Origin of the sequence: Kribbella antibiotica (assembly GCF_004349055.1) — a bacterium.
GTDB classification, from domain to species: domain Bacteria; phylum Actinomycetota; class Actinomycetes; order Propionibacteriales; family Kribbellaceae; genus Kribbella; species Kribbella antibiotica.
The window spans coordinates 1-17,825 of the sequence record NZ_SMKX01000171.1 but is presented as its reverse complement, the minus strand read 5'-3'; the positions used below and the strand labels follow the sequence as shown (position 1 = coordinate 17,825).

At 67.7% G+C, this 17,825-nt stretch carries 14 protein-coding genes; 3 read left to right on the top strand and 11 right to left on the bottom strand.

Going from position 1 to position 17,825, the window contains the following annotated elements:
• Positions 1–49: 49 nt before the first annotated feature.
• The 3 genes from iolC to E1263_RS36330 are packed head-to-tail and all read right to left on the bottom strand — an operon-like array spanning position 50 to position 2,954.
• The gene (iolC, locus tag E1263_RS36340; protein WP_132175879.1) at positions 50–991 is read right to left on the bottom strand and encodes a 5-dehydro-2-deoxygluconokinase; all 942 of its coding nucleotides are present in this window, start codon (positions 989–991) and stop codon (positions 50–52) included.
• A gap of 57 nt (positions 992–1,048) precedes the next feature.
• Positions 1,049–1,933, bottom strand: coding sequence for a sugar phosphate isomerase/epimerase family protein (locus tag E1263_RS36335; protein WP_132175877.1), 885 nt, complete (start codon positions 1,931–1,933; stop codon positions 1,049–1,051).
• A 34-nt stretch (positions 1,934–1,967) separates the two neighbouring features.
• On the bottom strand, positions 1,968–2,954 hold the full coding sequence (locus E1263_RS36330) for a Gfo/Idh/MocA family protein (protein WP_132175875.1): 987 nt from the start codon (positions 2,952–2,954) through the stop codon (positions 1,968–1,970).
• Positions 2,955–3,114: 160 nt separating this feature from the next.
• On the opposite strand from E1263_RS36330, the gene E1263_RS36325 reads away from it, so the two are divergent.
• Positions 3,115–3,852, top strand: coding sequence for a GntR family transcriptional regulator (locus E1263_RS36325; RefSeq protein ID WP_132175873.1), 738 nt, complete (start codon positions 3,115–3,117; stop codon positions 3,850–3,852).
• 12 nt (positions 3,853–3,864) lie between these two features.
• On the opposite strand, the gene E1263_RS36320 is transcribed toward E1263_RS36325, so the two are convergent.
• From E1263_RS36320 to E1263_RS36290, 7 genes are all read right to left on the bottom strand, one after another.
• Positions 3,865–8,724 (bottom strand): NAD-glutamate dehydrogenase, encoded by a 4,860-nt coding sequence (locus E1263_RS36320; RefSeq protein WP_132175871.1) that lies wholly within the window; start codon positions 8,722–8,724, stop codon positions 3,865–3,867.
• A 128-nt stretch (positions 8,725–8,852) separates the two neighbouring features.
• Positions 8,853–9,062: a ferredoxin gene (locus E1263_RS36315; RefSeq protein WP_132175869.1), complete on the bottom strand. Its 210-nt coding sequence runs from the start codon at positions 9,060–9,062 to the stop codon at positions 8,853–8,855.
• Complete coding sequence (locus E1263_RS36310; protein ID WP_132175867.1) at positions 9,055–10,248, bottom strand: NADH-ubiquinone oxidoreductase-F iron-sulfur binding region domain-containing protein; 1,194 nt, start codon at positions 10,246–10,248, stop codon at positions 9,055–9,057. Before E1263_RS36310 ends, E1263_RS36315 begins: the two co-directional genes overlap by 8 nt.
• Positions 10,245–10,802, bottom strand: coding sequence for a ferric reductase-like transmembrane domain-containing protein (locus E1263_RS36305; protein WP_132175865.1), 558 nt, complete (start codon positions 10,800–10,802; stop codon positions 10,245–10,247). The genes E1263_RS36310 and E1263_RS36305 overlap by 4 nt, the downstream gene beginning before the upstream one ends.
• Positions 10,802–11,698, bottom strand: coding sequence for an FAD:protein FMN transferase (locus tag E1263_RS36300; RefSeq protein ID WP_132175863.1), 897 nt, complete (start codon positions 11,696–11,698; stop codon positions 10,802–10,804). Before E1263_RS36300 ends, E1263_RS36305 begins: the two co-directional genes overlap by 1 nt.
• A complete protein-coding gene (locus E1263_RS36295) occupies positions 11,695–11,967 on the bottom strand; it encodes a hypothetical protein (RefSeq protein WP_132175861.1) in 273 nt (90 codons plus the stop codon). The genes E1263_RS36300 and E1263_RS36295 overlap by 4 nt, the downstream gene beginning before the upstream one ends.
• A 97-nt stretch (positions 11,968–12,064) precedes the next feature.
• Positions 12,065–12,565: a MarR family winged helix-turn-helix transcriptional regulator gene (locus tag E1263_RS36290; RefSeq protein ID WP_202869227.1), complete on the bottom strand. Its 501-nt coding sequence runs from the start codon at positions 12,563–12,565 to the stop codon at positions 12,065–12,067.
• A gap of 239 nt (positions 12,566–12,804) precedes the next feature.
• Here E1263_RS36290 and E1263_RS36285 point away from each other — a divergent pair, with 239 nt between their 5' ends.
• On the top strand, positions 12,805–15,015 hold the full coding sequence (locus tag E1263_RS36285; RefSeq protein WP_132175857.1) for a M4 family metallopeptidase: 2,211 nt from the start codon (positions 12,805–12,807) through the stop codon (positions 15,013–15,015).
• A 46-nt stretch (positions 15,016–15,061) separates the two neighbouring features.
• On the opposite strand, the gene E1263_RS36280 is transcribed toward E1263_RS36285, so the two are convergent.
• The gene (locus E1263_RS36280; RefSeq protein WP_238161865.1) at positions 15,062–16,048 is read right to left on the bottom strand and encodes a helix-turn-helix transcriptional regulator; all 987 of its coding nucleotides are present in this window, start codon (positions 16,046–16,048) and stop codon (positions 15,062–15,064) included.
• Between the two features lie 281 nt (positions 16,049–16,329).
• Between E1263_RS36280 and E1263_RS36275 the strand changes: the two genes are divergently transcribed.
• Positions 16,330–17,697: a hypothetical protein gene (locus E1263_RS36275; RefSeq protein ID WP_132175853.1), complete on the top strand. Its 1,368-nt coding sequence runs from the start codon at positions 16,330–16,332 to the stop codon at positions 17,695–17,697.
• The last annotated feature ends 128 nt before the right edge of the window (positions 17,698–17,825 follow it).

The window sequence follows — 17,825 nt, the reverse complement described above, 5'->3', positions numbered from 1 at the left end:
GGGTCCTCGGGGGTGGGCTGGCGGACTGGGATTGGCCGGCGGGAGTCGGTCATACGGGCTCCCCCATCGTCGTGAGGACTTCGGTCGTCGTGGGCATGGCGGTGGAGCATTCGAGGCGCGAGGCGACGATCGCGCCGGCCGTGTTGGCGAAGCGAATGATCTTCTCCAGGGGCCAGCCGGCCAGGAGTCCGTGGCAGAGTGCGCCGCCGAAGCCGTCGCCGGCGCCGAGGCCGTTGACCACCTCGACCGGGTGCGGTGGGACCTCCACGCGCTCATCACGAGTGCGGGCGAGTGTTCCCTTCGGGCCTTGTTTGACGACCGCCAACTCGAGACCGCGATCCAGCAGAGCCTGGGCCGCCTTGTCCGGGTCGGTCTCACCGACGGCGACCTCACACTCCTCACGGTTGCCGACGGCAACCGTGCAGTAGTCGAGTGCCCGGCTCACCTGCGAGTGTGCCTCGCTCGGGTCGGCCCAGAACATCGGCCGATAGTCCAGGTCCAGCACCGTGATCGGCCGGCGACCACGCGCTTCCCAAGCAGCGAAATGCGCCGACCGCGACGGCTCGGCGGACAGCCCGGTCACGGTCGACCAGTAGATCCGCGCGTCCCGGATCGCGTCGAGGTCGAGCTCCGACGGGTTGATGACCAGGTCCGGCGCCTTCGGGAACCGGTAGAAGTACAGCGGGAAGTTGTCCGGCGGGAAGATCTCGCAGAACGTGATCGGCGTCGGCAACCCCTCCACCGGCGTCACGAACCGGTCGTCCACCCCGAGTTCGCGCAGCGACGAGTGAATGAACGTCCCGAACGGATCGTTCCCGGTCCGGCTGATCACCGCAGACTTCCGCCCGTGGCGAGCCGCCGCGACCGCGACGTTCGTGGCGCTCCCACCCAGGAACTTCCCGAACGAGGTCACGTCCTCCAGGTGCGTCCCGATCTGCAACGGATACAGGTCGACACCGATTCGGCCAATCGTCAGTACGTCGTCCGCCATCAATCTCCCCATCCCACAGCAACCGATTCCCAGCTCATCCAACAGCCTCTGCGCCGCTCATCCAACAGCCTCCGCGATGGCCAGCAGATGCGCGATACTCACCCGTACGTCGACCACCGGGCCCTCGTCGGCCGGACGGTCGGGCAGGATCGTGTCCTGCTCCAGCACGTACCAGCCGTCGTAGCCGGACTGTTCGAGCGTGCTCACGATCGCGCCCAGGTCGATGTCGCCGTGACCGAGCGGACGGTACATGCCGTCCCGGACCGCGTCGGTGTAGGTCACTTCACCCGACTGCACCTTCGCGGCCCACGCGGCATCGACATCCTTCAGGTGCGTGTGCTTGATCCGGTCGGTGTGCGCGAGCGTCAACGCAACCGGGTCGACCCCACCGATCAGCAGGTGACCGGTGTCCAGCGTGAGCCCGATCGAGGACCCGGCAAGCACCCGCTCGACGTCGGCCGCGTTCTCGACCATCGTCCCGACGTGCGGGTGGACAGTCGCCAGTACGCCGCTCTCGGCTGCGAGCGCGGACAGCTTGTCGAGGTTGCCCAGCAACGTGTTCCACTCGATCTCGTCCAGGACGGGGCGATCGTCGTACCCCTCCTGGCCGGTCGCGGCCGCGAGGACCAGTGTGCTCGCACCGGCGGCGACAAAGCCCTCCAGCGCAGCAGCGACCTCGGGCGCGGGGTCATGGCCGGGATCATGCAGGACGACGGGCACGAATCCGCCCACCGCCCGCAGCCCGACCTCGGCCAGCGTCTTCGCCTTCTCGGCCGGTACCTCGGGCAGGAACCCGTCCGGCCCGAACTCGGTCGCGGCGAGCCCGACGGCCCGCATCTCGGCCAGCACAGTCTCAGCGTCGTACTGATAGCCCCAGCCGGGAACTTCGCAAACACCCCACGAGATCGGAGCACCCGCGATCCGGGCAGCCAGGTCAGTCATCGTGCACAGTCTCCTCTATCGCAGCAATGGAAGGTTAAAGAGTGACGACACGGTTCTCGTGCCGGGACAGCTCACACGCGTCAGCGATCCGGAACGCCGCGAGAGCGTCGCGGACGGTGCACGGCACGTCACGCGTTCCGGCGGCCACCTCGGTGAAGGCGGTGAGTTCAGCCACGTACGCCGGCTGGAAGCGATCCATGAAGGTCAGATGCGGCGGACCGGCCGGAAAGTTCACTCCGGGCTCCGCCGACCGCAGTGCGGTGTGCTCGTCGAGCCCGACGGCGATCGACCCCAGACTGCCCTGCAGCTCCATCCGCACGTCGTGGCCGGCGCCGTTGTAGCGCGTGCCGCTGACCATGGCGAAGGTGCCGTCGTCCAGCGTGAGCAGAGCGGCCGCCGAGTCCACATCACCGGCCTCGCCGAAGAAAGCCTCACCACGGTTGGCGCCCGTCGCGTACACGCTGACGATCTCGCGGCCGGTGACGTACCGGATGATGTCGAAGTCGTGGACCGTGCAGTCGCGGAAGAAGCCGCCACTCTGCGGGATGTACTCGCGATGCGGCGGGGATGCGTCGTTCGTGTTCGCGCGGATGTGGTGAACAAACCCGAGCTCGCCGGACGCCACCGCGGCCCGCGCAGCCTGGTAGCCGGCGTCGAAGCGCCGCTGGAAACCGATGTGCACCGGTACTTTGTGAGCCTCGACCAGCTCGACTACTCGCTGCGTCTCAGCCAGGTCGAGCGCCACCGGCTTCTCACAGAACGTTGGTACGCCGGCCGCAACCCCGGCCGCGATCAGCTCAGCGTGCGCGCCCGTCGCCGCAGCGATGACAAACCCGTCGAGGCCGGCGGCAAGCAGGCTGGGAACGTCCGGGGCAGAGGGGAGACCGAGTTCCTTCGCGACCGTCTCGGCCCGACCGGCATCGGCATCGGCGACGACCACCTCGTCCACCGCCGGCAACCCCTTGAGCGTCGAAGCGTGGAACGCACCGATCCGCCCGACCCCGACCAACCCGATCCGCATCCGCTGTCCTCTTCTGTCGTCCCGAGCCCTGATCGGCGGCCGGCTCCGCACACCGGATCCACCGCGGCCAGCTTTCCTCGCGAGACCAGAGGTGTCAATAGTTTGTTAACACATTCGCACGTAGAGACATACATACCTTCGACCTGTAACATCCCGCCTCATGGACACCCTCCCGATCAGCATCGATCGGACGAGCCCGGTGCCGCTCTACCACCAGCTCGCCGAGCAACTGACCGCTGCCATCAGCGGCGGCACGCTGCGCCCCGGCGACCCGTTCGAGAACGAGATCGCCATGTCGGACCGGCTCGGCCTGTCCCGGCCGACCGTGCGGCGAGCGATCTCCGAGCTGGTCAACAAGGGCCTACTGGTCCGCCGTCGCGGCATCGGCACCACGGTTGCGAACCGGATGGTGCACCGCAAGGCCGAGCTGACCAGCCTGTACGACGACCTCATCCGCGAGGGCCGCACGCCGCGCACCGACGTCCTCTCACTCACCACCGACGCCCACGACGACCGCGCCGCCGAGATGCTCGGCCTCCCGGCCGGCACTGCGCTCGTCTCGATCGTCCGTCTTCGGTACGCCGGCGATCAGCCGCTCGCCATTCTGCGCAACTGGTTGCCCCCGGCCCTCAACGACCTCACAGTCGCCGACCTCGAACGCGACGGCCTGTACGCCGTTCTCCGGGCGCGCGGAATTCGCCCCACGGTCGCCCGGCAACGCATCGGCGCCCGCAACGCGAGCGCCGAAGAGCGCCGTACCCTGCACATGTCCAAAGCCGAGCCACTGGTCACCATGACCCGCTCCGCCTACGGCGCCGACGGCGCCCCCGTCGAATACGGCAGCCACTGCTACCGCGCCGACCAGTACTCAGTAGACGTCCTGGTCTCCGAACGCTAAACCCCGTAAGCGTCAGGCCTGGTTGGCTAGCAGGGTGCGGACCAGACGGAGGCCCACTGAGAGGTGGGCCAGTTCTGGGCCTTCGGTGTCGACGATTTCTTCGAGCATGGTGGCGGCCCGGGACAAGGCCGTGGCGTTCTGGTCCTGCCAGGCGATGACTCGGGTTTCGGGGTCTTCGCCGGCGTCGGTAGTGGCCAGGACCTGACGGGTCAGGCGGGCGTGGACAGCGTGTAGGTCGTCGCGGAGGGCAGCCCGGGCCATCGTCTGCCAGCGGTCGGTGCGCGGGAGGCCGATGATGCGCTCCAGGAACAGACCGAGCTGCAGGCGCTCGGCCAGCGCGAAGTGCACCTTGGCGACCTCCAGGATGTCGAGGTCGTCGGCCGAGGCCGTCTCCACGATCCCCAGCCCCGCGTACGCCGGGGGCAGGATCGCGATGCTGGTCGCGAAGTCGGCCGGTACGCCCTTCTCGATCAACGCCTCACGACGCTGCTCGAACAACGCCATCTCGCGGCCGCGCAGCAATTCCGGCAGCGCGGCTGCCAGCTTCGCGATACCAGGAGCGAAGTTGTCGATCAGGTCCTGGATGTCGACCGGCGGCCGGTGGTTGCTGACCAGCCAACGCGTCGCGCGCTCGACGAGCGTGCGGGTCTCCAGCCGCATGTGCGTCTGGGTGGCCGCGTCGACCACGTTGTCCAGATCAGCATTCGCCGACAGCAGATCCGGCTGCCCAAAGATCCGTGACGCTGCCAGGTTCGCCCGTACGACGTCCTCCACCGAACCGCCGGTCTCCAGCGAGAGCCGGTGGTACGCCGTGATGCCGGACGTGTTCACGAACTCGTTCACCACCTGCGTGGTGATGATCTCGCGGCGCAGCTGGTGACCCTCGATCTGCTCGCCGAACCGGTTCTGCATCGCCTTCGGGAAGTACGAGGCGAGCTTGTGCTGGAGGAACGCGTCGTCCGGCAGCGAAGTCTTCAGCAACTCCGCCTCCATCACGATCTTCGTGTAGGCGATCAGCACCGACAGCTCCGGCGAGGTCAGCCCACGCCCATCGGCCTTGCGCCGCTTGAACTCCGCGATACTCGGCAGGAACTCCAGCTCGCGGTCCAGCAGCCCTTGCTTCTCCAGCCGCCGCACCCAGTCCTGGTGGACGTGCATCAACGCCGGCGCCTGCGCGGCCGCATTGGCCAGCGCGATGTTCTGCCGGTAGTTCGACTTGAGCACCAGCCCGCCGACCTCGTCGGTCATCGACGCGATGATGTCGTTGCGCTGCTTCTCGGTCAGATCCCCGTCGGCCACCACCGTGTCGAGCAGGATCTTGATGTTGACCTCATGGTCGGACGTGTCCACGCCGGCCACGTTGTCGATGAAGTCGGTGTTGATCCGCCCACCGCCCGCGGCGTACTCGATGCGCCCGAGCTGGGTGAAGCCGAGGTTGCCGCCTTCACCAACAGCCTTGGCGCGCAGGTCGGAACCGTTGATCCGGATCGGGTCGTTGGCCTTGTCACCAACGTCGCCGTGCGACTCGGCGGTCGCCTTCACGTAGGTGCCGATGCCGCCGTTCCAGAACAGGTCGACCGGCGCCTTCAGGATCGCGTTCATCAGCTCGGCCGGCGTCAGGTGCGACGGCGAGCCCTCGATCCCGAGCGCCTGGCAGATCTCACTCGAGACCGGGATCGCCTTCTCGGTCCGCGCGTACACGCCACCGCCCGCCGAGATCAGCGAGGCGTCGTAGTCGGCCCACGACGACCGCGGCAGCTCGAACAACCGGCGCCGCTCGGCGAACGAGGTCGCCGCGTCCGGGGTCGGGTCCAGGAAAATGTGCCGGTGGTCGAAGGCTGCGACCAGCTGGATGTGCTCCGACAACAGCATCCCGTTGCCGAACACGTCACCGGACATGTCACCGACACCGACCACGGTGAACGGCTCGTTCTGGCAGTCATGGCCCATCTCGCGGAAGTGCCGCTTGACCGACTCCCACGCACCACGCGCGGTGATCCCCATCGCCTTGTGGTCGTAACCCACCGAACCGCCCGAGGCGAACGCGTCACCGAGCCAGAAGCCGTACTGCTTGGCTACGCCGTTCGCGATGTCGGAGAAGGTCGCCGTGCCCTTGTCCGCGGCAACCACCAGGTACGCGTCATCGCCGTCGTACCGGACGACCTGCGACGGCGCGACGACCTCACCGGCGACGATGTTGTCCGTGATGTCGAGCAGCCCGGAGATGAACGTCTTGTACGACGCGATCCCCTCGGCCAGCCACGCATCGCGATCCACCGACGGATCCGGCAGCTGCTTCGCGTAGAAGCCGCCCTTCGCGCCCACCGGCACGATCACCGAGTTCTTCACCATCTGCGCCTTGACCAGACCCAGCACCTCGGTGCGGAAGTCTTCGCGCCGGTCCGACCAGCGCAGACCACCACGCGCGACCGCACCGAATCGCAGGTGGACACCCTCGACCTGAGGCGAGTACACAAAGATCTCGTACGCCGGCCGCGGCTGCGGCAGCTCGGGAATCGCCTTCGGCTCGAGCTTCAGCGAAATGTAGGTCCGCGGCTGCCCGTCGGCGGCCGGCTGGAAGTAGTTCGTCCGCAGGGTCGCCTTCATGACAGTCAGGTAGGACCGCAGAATCCGGTCCTCGTCCAGCGACTGCACTGTGTCCAGCGCCGCGAGAATCTCCTTCTCCAGCAGGTCGCACTGTGCGACCCGGTCCGGGTGGTCGGCGTCACCGCGGGCGGGGTCGAAGCTGGTCTCGAACAACTGCACCAGGAGGCTGGCGACGTCCACGTGCGCCAGGAAGGTGTTCTCGATGTAGTCCTGGCTGAACGGCGTCCCGCCCTGACGGATGTAGCGCTGGTACGCACGCAGGATCGACACCTGCCGCCAGCTCAGGCCACCACGCAGTACAAGCGCGTTGAGCCGGTCGGACTCGGCCTTGCCCTCCCAGACTGCCTGGAACGTGTCGGAGAAGAGCTGTCGCAGCTCCTCGCGCTCTTCGGACTTCGGCGGCGCCTTCAGGCCAAAGTCGTAGATGTAGACCATGCCGTCGTCGCGCCGGATCTCGTACGGCCGCTCGTCGATCACCTCGACACCCATGTGGGTCAGCAGCGGCAGCACCTGGGACAGCGACAGCGGGGTCCCGGTCCGGAACACCTTGAACCGGCGCTCCCCCACCCACTCTTCCTCGATCGGGCTGTAGAGGGACATCGCCAGGCCGTTGGCAGCCGGCAGCCCCTCCAGCACCGCGACGTCGTTCACTGCGAGGCGGGCGTCGAAGTCTTCCTTGTACGCCTCGGGGAACGCATCGCCGTACCGGCGGAACAGCTGCGCGACAGCGCCGTCACCGCCCTTGGCGTGCAGGGCCTGGGCGAAGTCGTCCTCCCACGCCCGGCTGGCCTCGATGATTCGCTGCTCAAGCAGGTCTTGGTCGTAGTCGCCGACCGTCGTGCCGTGCTTCATCCGGACGACGAAGTGGACACGCGCGAGCACGGACTCCGTCACGTACGCCGCGTAGGTGACGGACTCGGCCCCGATGGCTTCCTTGAGGATGTCCTGCATCTTCAAGCGGACCGCAGTGGTGTAGCGGTCACGCGGCAGGTACACCAGGCAGGACAGGTACCGGTTGTAGACATCGCGCCGTACGAACAGCTTGACTGCGCGGCGCTCCTGCAGGTGGAGCACCGACTGCACGATCGGCAGCAGGTCCTCGACAGGTGCCTGCAGCAGCTCGTCACGCGGGTAGGTCTCGAGTACGTCGAGCAGTCCCTTGCCACTGTGGCTGTTCGGCTCGAAGCCGGTCAGGCGGAAGAGCTCAGCCGCCTTGCGGCGCAGGACCGGCACCTGCATGACGCTCTCGGTGTAGGCGGTCGACGAGAGCAGACCGATGAAGCGGCACTCGCGCACCGGGTCGCCGTTCGCGTCGAACTGCTTGATCCCGACATAGTCCAGGTACGTCGAGCGGTGCACGGTGGAGCGCGAGTTGGCCTTGGTCAGGATCATCAGCTTGCGCTCACGGGCCTTGGCGCTCACCTCGGGCGGGAGCTTGCCGGTGCCCGGCTTCGGGTCCGGCCGCAGGATACCGAGGCCGGTGCCCGGAACGCCGCGCAGGATGCCCTGCGCGCCCTCCACGGTGAAGTCGTACTCGCGGTAGCCGAGGAAGGTGAAGTGCTCGTCGGCGAGCCACTCCAGGAGCTCCTTCGCCTCCTCCACCTCGTTCTCGCTGACCGGCAGGTCGGCGGCGTTCAGCGAGGCGGCGATGCTGGTGGCCTTCTCATGCATCTTCGGCCAGTCCTCGACCGCTTCGCGCACGTCGTGCAGCGCCTGCTGCAGGGCCGCCTCCAGCGCGCGGTGCTCCGCCACATCGGCGATCCGCTCGACCTCGAGGTGCATCCAGCTCTCGCGGACCAGGTCGTGGGCATCGGCGGCGGCAGCGTCGTCGAGCACCTCCTCGAGGTCGCCGGTGACGTCCCGGCGGACCACGAACTGCGGGTGGATCAGCAACTGGATCTCGAGGTCCCGGGCGGTGATGACCATCGAGGCGCTGTCGACCAGGAACGGCATGTCGTCGATGACGATCTCCACGACCGTCCGCCCGTTCGCGGACCAGCCGTGCTCATCCAGGGTCGGCGTGAAGACGTGCACCTTCGCCGTCCCCTGCGGGCGCGACACTGCGCTCTTGTAGTGGTGCCGAGCGGCCCCGAGACAGTCGGCCGGCTGGCGCTCGGCCACATCCTCGGCGGCGACGTACCGGTAGTAACGCTCCAGGAAGGTCTTCAGCTTGCCGGGGTCGGCCGACTTGTCGTGACCATGTGTCCCTGCTGCCACCGCCTTGGCGAGCACATCCGCTTTCTGGACGTCCAGCTTGCTCTGCATTCCCCACCGTCTCCACACGTGAACTTCGGTGCCCGCCGGCACCGGCCGCACGCCGTTGTGCGGTCTCTCAGAGATTAGTCCACCTTTGTCACTGGTGTGATGTTGGGACGGCCCTGTCCGGGCACTGGTCAGTAACCCTTAACAGACTTGTCGAGGCGCAGTGCGAGCGCCGGACAGGCCAAGACAGCGCGGCGCGCATCCGGCAGCTCACCGGCTGTGATTTCGCGGCCCTTCAGGACCGGAAAGCCCCACTCGTCGAGAGCTACGTCACCCCCGAGCAAAGTGGCGCAGAGCCCATGGCCGTCGCACCGGGTCCAGTCGATTTCCAGCCTAGCCATGGGACACCTCCAGTACGCCGTGCACTGGGCGGCCACAACCCCGGTTTTCGCCGAGATGCCGACGCAGGTCGTCGTCGAACACCTCCAGGGCCGACGCCAGGAACCGGGCAGCGCCGTCCGGGTGGGCGCACGCACCTCGCCCCGGAACCAGGCCGAGGTGGCGCTGGGCGTCGTACCAGCCGCTGGTGTCGCCACGGACGATGCGGCCGAAGTCGTCAGCCAGTCCGGCGAGACCGAACACGCAGGGTCCGCACTGGCCGGCTGACTGGCTCGCGAGCCACTGGGCGACCCGATGCACCTCGCCGAGTGGGCAGGTGTCCGCGCCAAGCGCCAGGACGATCCCAGTCCCCTGGAGCGGTTGCTGACTCGCCTCCGGCAACCAGCGGCCGTGGTACCCACCGAGCAGCACCGGACCGGGGTCGGCACCGGTGTAGCGGAGGACGGTGTCGAGCGGTACGCCGATCGGTGTCTCGATCACGCCTGGCCGCTGCACGGCACCAGCGACGGTAAGTAGCTGCGTACCCGGCTCTGCACTCACTCCGGTGGTGGCGAACCTCCGAGAGCCCATTCGAGCCAGTACGGCGAGCTGTGCGAACGTCTCGACATTCGACAGGAAGGTCGGACGCCGGTGGTAGCCCTGCTGGGTGGGCAGCACCTTCCGACCGGGCGGAACCGCCGGCCCGCCTTCGAGCGCACTCAGGACCGCCCTGGCTTCACCTGCGACGAAGCGTCCCGGGGTCTCGGTCACCTCGATCGCCAGCCGGTCGCCGCGCTCCAAAATCGCCTCTCGGACTGACATCGCAGCCTCAGCGTCGTGGACGGCGATCAGGACATGCGGAGCTCCGAGTGCATGCGCCAGGCCGGTGGCCCCATCGAGAACCAGATGTGGCGAGAGGGTCAGCAGCATCCGGTCCTTGCGGCTGATGGGCTCGCTCTCCGAACCGTTGACGACCACCGCCTCGATTCCACGCTCCGGAAGACTCGCCAGCTTGCGAGCGACCGGGAAGGCGGCACCACCGCGACCTTTGAGCCCGACCGCTTCACACAATTCGGAGTACGCCGCTCGGGTCAGCTCGGGCTGTGCACCGTGCGTCCAGAGGTGCGCCTGTCGATCGAGGCGGCCCTGGTCCAGTCCGGCGAGGAGACGGGCATCGCCGATCACACTGGTCGCTTGCAAGGTCTTCATCGAGCCCTCCCGGCACGAACGAGGGTGGGTGGCGCATAGGTGTGAGCGCGGTAGAAGCCGGCGCCGACCACCGCAGTGAGGCAGCTGAGGCTGATGGCGAGCATCCACGGCGCAGTGCGATCGGTTCCGGCCAGGAGCGCATGTCCGATGGACAAGGCCCAGCCGACCGAGGCGGCGATGTGGATGGTTCGCCAGTACCTGCTGAAGGCTGCGAACCTGGCGAGTCGACCGCGGGCTGCGCCAGCGATCGTGGCGAAGACCAGGCCGTACAGAGCGAGCGTTCCGACTGCCATGGCGAACGGTCGATAGCCGGAGCCGAAGGGCCAGAGCAGAACGGTCGGACTGATCTCCACGTTGCTGTCGGCGATCACTGCGAAGACATGCGCGATGAGCAGGACCAGCCCGGTGACAGCCGCGGAGCGGTGCACGTATTGGAGCCAGAAACGGCGGTCCGGCCGGCGGTTGCCCGAGCTGACGATGCCGAGCGCGGCTGCCAGGGTGAACATGATCATGGCGACCACGCCGGCCGCGCGGGCGACGTACCAGAGTGTCATCAGGCTGCCTGCGTCGCTGCGGGCCAGCCGGCCACCTCGGTGACCTCACCGTCGTCGGCGATCATGCGTGCCGGATGACCAGCCAGCGTCAGTCGGCCGACCGCCGCCTCGCCGGTGGCGATGAGCGCCGTACTGAAGGTGTTGGCCCGTACGGCGGTCGGTGCCCAGACCGATGCGGTTCGCCAGGGACCGTCAGCCGGCCGCCCGGTCCGCGGGTCGATGATGTGATGCCCGTTCTCCCAGCAACGCGACGTACGGGTTGAGGTGGTCAGGCCGCCGTGGGCGAGCGTGACCATGACGCCGGGGTCACCCAAGCGCTCAGCCACCGTGATGACCCACGGTTCAGCCGGCTGTCCGGCTGCACACAAGTCCCCGCCGATCTCGACAAGCACTGCGCAGCCATAGCGCTTGCTGAGGACCAATGCGGCTCGGTCAGCCGTCCACGCCTTCGCCGTCGCCCCCAGGTCGAGGGCAGCATCCTCAGGTACTCCCAACAGCGCGAGCTTCCGGTTGAGCTGCACCTGCTGCCACCCCGGCACGAGAGCCGGTACGGCGGCCGGCTGCGCGCCGCGACGTCGTACGGTCTCGATGTCGTCGTCGTAGCCCGCGGCGATGACCGCCGTACCGACGGTGGGGTCTACTGCTCCCCCACTGATCGACGCAGCCATCAGCGACACATCAACGAGGTCGACGAGCAGCCGAGAGACTGGCACCATCGCACCGCCGCGCTGGTTGACGATCGACAGCTCGGAGTCCGGCCGGAACCGGCTGGCTGCCTTGTCGACGCGATCCATCAGCGCCTTGAGCTCACCGCAGGCCGCACCGAGGACAGCGGGGTCGTCGACGGTCAGGCGGACCGTGCAGCTCCAGGCGGTCCAAGTCCGCGAGGCGCTCATGAGCCATTGCTCCCGCCCTGCGGGACCGCCTCGGAGGGAGCCGTTCCTAGCCCGCTCTCAGTGCCCCACTCAGTGTCGGAGCTACCGGAACTGCTGGTGGAGTCCGTCGAGGTTGCAGCGGGAGTCGCGTGCCGGGCGGACACGACGGCGACGGACAGGCCGGCCGTGCCGATGCCGAGTACGGCGGTTGCCGTCGCGGCCACGGAGGCCCGGCGCAACCAGCGCCGCCGCCGGTCGGAGGATTCGTCGAACGCTCTTGTGGTGACCATGACCGACAGCCTGGTCGTGGGCCCCTCAGACGCACGCCAAGGGAACCTCAAGCGAGCGTCAAGTTGTCCTGAGAACTACCTGAACACCGCTCTCAGGTCAGCAGCCGCCGCGAACCTCAGGCGGGCAGTCGGAAGCCTCATGCTTGCGGATGGTCGCGACAACCTCGTCCGAAGCCTCCCCCAGCGCGGTCAGCCGCTCAGGGCCGAACACGTCGACGAAGAATTTCCGGATCCGCGCCGCATGCTCCGGAGCACAGGCCTCGATCGCCGCCCGGCCCTCGTCGGTGATCACCACCTCGGGATACCGCGAGTCGCACGACTCCCGCCGTACCAGCCCGCGCTTCTCCATCCGGGTCAGGTGGTGGGACATCCGGCTCTTCTCCCACTGCGTCGCCTGCCCCAGCTCGAAGGCGCGCATCCGCCCCGTCTCCGCCTCGGACAGGTTCACCAGGATCTCGAAGTCGGACTTGGAGAGGCCGAACTCCCGCGAGAGGTGCCGTTCCATGTGCGTCTCAAGAGTTTTGTGCATCAGCAGATAGCTGCGCCATGCCTTCTGCTCGTCATCGTCGAGCCACGGTCCAGTACCCACGTCCACCATCCTACCCTGTCCGGTTGATGCATCAACCTAGACCGGGAGTACCTGGCCCGTGACTCTCGGTGCCTTCGGCAACGATGTCGTAAATCGGCGGTGCCGATCTCGGCCACAACGACGCCTTCCGCTGACCAAGGGGTATCCACAAACTCGGAGCACCCCAAGCGCCCGCCGCTGCCGAACCTCCCCGGTATGGCTGGCGCGCCTTTGGTCGGCCGATCGTCGACCCCGCCTAAGGAGCAGTTGTGAATCGAAACAAAACCAGGGTGACCGGCCTCGCCGGTCTCCTAGTTGCCGGGCTGGTGGTGTCGCCCGCCTTCGCCGGCGTCACCGCCCAGACGCCCCCGGGCGCCGTCGCCCACGAGTCGAAGTCGTTGGCCGCCGACGAGCAGGCGCACGCACTGGCGAGTGCGTCTGCTCTGGGGCTGGCAGCGGGCGAGAAGCTGACCGTCAAGTCGGTCGTCGAGGATGCCGGCGGCGCCACGCATGTGCGGTACGAGCGCACGCTCGACGGGCTACGCGTCATCGGTGGTGACTTCGTCGCTCACAAGGATGCAAAGGGCACGATCAAGGCGGTCGAGTACAACCTCGGCCGCAAGAGCGTCGCCCCCGCGTCGCGGACCGCCAAGATCTCCAAGGCAGCCGCGCAGGCCAAGGGTCTGGCCACGGCGAAGGCCACCAAGGACGAGAAGGCAGCCGGCAACGAACTGGTCGTGTTCGTCACCGATCAGGGCCCCAAGCTGGCCTACGACGTACTGACCACCGGGCTGCGCGCCAACCAGGTTCCGACGCGGCTGCACACGTACGTCGACGCCGGCACCGGCGCCGTACTCGCGACCGACGACGAGATCAAGACCGGTACCGGCAACGGCATCTTCGTCGGCGACGTCACCATCAACACCACCGTCAAGTCGGGCGGCGGTTACGAGATGAAGGACGCGGCGGGCAACACGGCCACCGACGTCCACAACCAGGGCGACCCCAACACGGGTGAGGGCCCCGACGGTGACCTCTTCACCGACGCCGACGACAAGTGGGGCACCGGGGCGAACTCCGACCGCGCGTCCGCCGCTGTCGACGCGCTCTACGGCGCGCAGAAGACGTTCGACTACTACAAGACCCAGCTCGGCCGGAACGGCATCTGGAACGACGGCCGCGGCGCCCGCTCGCGCGTCCACTTCGCCAACGCGATGGTCAACGCGTTCTGGGACGGCACGCAGATGTCGTACGGCGACGGTGCGAACAACGCTGCCCCGCTGACCGAACTGGATGTCGCCGCGCACGAGATGAGCCACGGCGTCACCGAGAACACCGCCGGACTCGTGTACACCGGTGAGGCCGGGGGCCTGAACGAGGCGAACTCCGACATCTTCGGTACGGCCGTCGAGTTCTACGTCAACAACCCCAACGACGTACCGGACTACTTCATCGGTGAACTGATCAACATCCGCGGCAACGGCACGCCGCTGCGCTACATGGACAAGCCGAGCAAGGACGGGGTGTCGAAGGACTGCTGGTCCTCGACGCTGGGGAGCCTCGACCCGCACTACTCCTCGGGACCGCTGAACCACTGGTACTACATGCTCTCCGAGGGCTCGGGCGCCAAGACGATCAACGGGAAGAACTACGACTCCCCCACCTGTTCCGGCGCTGCCGCTGTGACCGGCATCGGTCACGCGAAGGCCGAGAAGATCTGGTACCGCACGCTGGCGACCTACCTCACGTCGTCGAGCAAGTACTCCAACGCCCGGACCGGCGCGATCAAGTCCGCCAAGGACCTGTACGGCCAGGGCTCGGCAGAGTGCCTGGCGGTCGAGAAGGCGTTCACGGCCATCGCCGTCGCGGCGACGGCTGAGACCTGTGGCACGGGAAACCCCGATCCGGGCACCCCGGCGGTCACCAACCCGGGCGCGCAGACGAGCACGGCCGGTACGGCGGACACGCTGCAGCTCGCAGCAACAGGCGGTACGACGCCGTACTCGTGGTCGGCGACGGGTCTCCCGGCCGGTCTCTCGGTCAACGCCTCGACGGGCCTCATCTCCGGCACCCCGACCACCGCAGCCACCTCATCGGTGACGGCAAAGGTCACTGACGCCGGAGGCAAGACTGCCAGCGCGACCTTCTCGTGGGTTGTGTCCAGCGGCGGCGGTGGCGGGACGTGCACCGGAGCGCTCAAGTACGACGGCAGTCTCAGCGCGGGCGGCAGCAAGACGTTCCCCGCCTTCAGCGACAGCGATGCGGGCCAGCTCAAGGTCTGCCTCGACGGACCGACCGGTAGCGACTTCGACGTCTACCTGCAGCAGCAGCTGTTCGGCTCCTACTGGGTGACTGTTGCCCAGGGCATCACCCCGAACCCGGACGAGTCATTCACCTACAACAACAAGGCGGGTAACTACCGCCTCATGGTGAAGGCCGACTCCGGATCCGGCGCATTCACGGCCACCGTGGCCGAGTAACCCTGTCAGGACGGCTCCGGCGATGCGCGCCGGAGCCGTTCGCAGGTCAGATCCAGTCTCGACGGCTCGCCTGGACGGCCAACTGGAATCGGCTGTGGGCGCCGAGCACCTCTTCGAGACGAGCGATCCGGCGGCCGACCGTACGAGCGCTGACGCCCAGGTCGCGGGCGATCGCCTCATCGGTGAGGCCGGCTGCGAGATAGGACAGCAACTGCTGCTCTCCCGGCCCCGGACCACCCTCCAGCGCGTCGACCACCTGAGACTCCGCCGACAGGGGCACGCCCATCTGCCAGAAGACTTCGAAGAGGCTCACCAAGCAGTCGAGCAGGCCGGACTCGTGGACGACGATGGCTGAACGCCGTGCGCCTTTCTGGCCCGGCACCGTGATGAACGCCCGCTTGTCGTCGAACACCATCAGGTTGAGCGGCACCTGCGCGAAGACGCGCGCCTGCTCGCCGGCCGCGATGCACTGATGGACGGCGGCCAGTCCTTCGAAGTCCTCGAGAACCGAGACGCCGTACAGCCCGCGACCCCGGACGCCGCGTTCCATGGCCTCGAGAAATCCGACCGCCACCCTGGGCGGCGGGATCGTCATCCCGGGTTGCAGCTTCCGCGGCGACACCGGGCCGATGCACAGACCGTCGACGGTTGAGGCCGTGTCATCCATCAATTTGGCTTCGACGGCGTTGATCCGCGCCTCGTCGGCGATCACCTCCACGAAGTTCAGCCGGTCGCCGCCTTCACTCCAGACATCGGCGAACACCGAGGCGAGCCGGCGAGCGGCGTCCGCAGCCTTCGCATGCTCAGCCGCCACCTGCTCCAACGGCATCCGGGGAGCTACTGCTTCGATTGCCCCGTCCCGTACGTCGAGCAGGCCGATGGCCGCCAGCACCTCGATCTCGTGTTCCGCGGCAACGCGGTCGATACCGGCGCGTTCGGCCAGATCCGCCGGCGTCGTCCTGCCGCTCGCGACGGCGGCCCGGTAGAGCGGCTCCGCGGCGGCCGAGAGGAAGGGTGCTGAGGACGGTCCCATTCGCACGTCCTACCACCTTCTACGCCTGCTGCGCGAGGGCCACGGCGTCCAGCCCTCGAAAGACGACCATGGCAGTCACCAGGCCCGCACATGCAGTAACTTTCTGTGCAGGATGCTCAGGGCAACAGCTCTGCGGGTTCGCTATCCTCCGCAGGCCGTTGCATCAAGCTGCAAGTTATCCACAGATCCCGTTTCGGTGCTCTGCGGGACCTTGGAAACTGGCAGGATTTCAGGTGTCGGGTGCCGGCAGCAGTAGTGCTCATCGATCGAGGGGAAATGCATTGAAGACGCGCGTAGGGATCGCCATCGCCGCAGGGCTGGTGGTCGTGGCCGGTTGCGGGGCGTCCGGGCTGGAGACGGGGGCCGGCACGGTCGAGTCGAAGACCGCGTCGGCGTTCCTGATCACCGCAGAGACCGACTGGCACCAGAAGGTCGACACTGAGCGGAACAAGAACATCGAGCCCTCGGCCCGCTGCTACTACGTGACCGGTGCCGACGGCAAGCAATCCCTCGGGACCGTGGCCTGTGGCCCGCTGCGTCGCCTCGGTTCGCCGGAGCGTTCGGTCTGGGACATCGTCAAGATCGACACCACTCCCGGCGAGAAGCCCGGCCTCAAGCTGCCGGACGAGGTCCAGTGGCAGCAGTCCCAGCTCCGCCCGGCCAGCAGCACCTTGTGGCGGCCCGACGACAAGAAGGCCGACGACAACGCGGACGCCCTCGCCGCGCCGCCGGCACCGCCGGCCGAGGCCGGGCTGGCCAGGGTTACCGACGGCGGCCAGAAGCTCGACCTCAAGCCCGCCACCGGAAAGCTGGTCGTCCCGGACGGCACAGTCACCTTGAAGGGTCTCGCCAATCCGGAGACGATCGGCGGCGCTGCCGACGTCATGGGCCCGGCGAGCGGCGAGAAGTTCATCGCAGCCGAGTTCACCACCGCCCCGACGCTCAACGCGATCAGCGGTGAGCCGGGGTTCGGCAGCGGTTCCAAGTCCACGCCGGCGACCAAATGGACGGTCACGGTCGGCACCGAGCAGCGCCCGGTCGAGATGTTCCGCCCTGAGGAAAAGGGGACCAGCACCGCACGGACCCTGCTCGTCTCGGTACCGAAAGACGCTACCGACGTGTCGTTGACGGCGACCAGTGGCTCCGTCGTCCAGAAGGTCTCGCTCATCACCGGCGAGCGGACGACGACCGACGTCGCCACGACCTACTACCGCACCGACCTCTCCGCCGACCTGAACAAGTCGTTCCCGGCCACCCGGCGGGAGGTCAAGCCGTACTTCAACGCCACCTACGCGCTGAACATCGACAAGGCCGGGCTGAGCCCGTGGGACTCCGACCGCGGCTGGGCGCCGGCCGGCAAGGCCTGGTTCGTTGCCCGGTGGACCGGGAACCTCGACTACAACTACATCCTGTACGACGTCACCTGGGCGCCGCAGTCTGTGACTGCCACTGCCGACGGTGCCGCAGTCCCCGGAATCAAGGTGACCCACACCGACGACGACATCGCGTTCCTGGTCCCGGCGGACACCAAGGCTGTCCAACTGAACGTGAGCAGCGTTCTGAAGTTCAGTGCCAACGACCCGGCCGCGAAGCCGACCTCGGGCTCGGTCGCGTTCCCGCCGCTGACCGCAACGGCGACCTTCCAGTAGGCAGACCGTCTGCTCGACAGGAATGCCCCTCCCGGCAATCACGAGTGGGGGCCTTCGTCGTACTGAGCCTCTTCCCCTGCGTCGGCTACGCCCGCTCCTTTCGTCGCGTGCTACGCCAACACCCCACC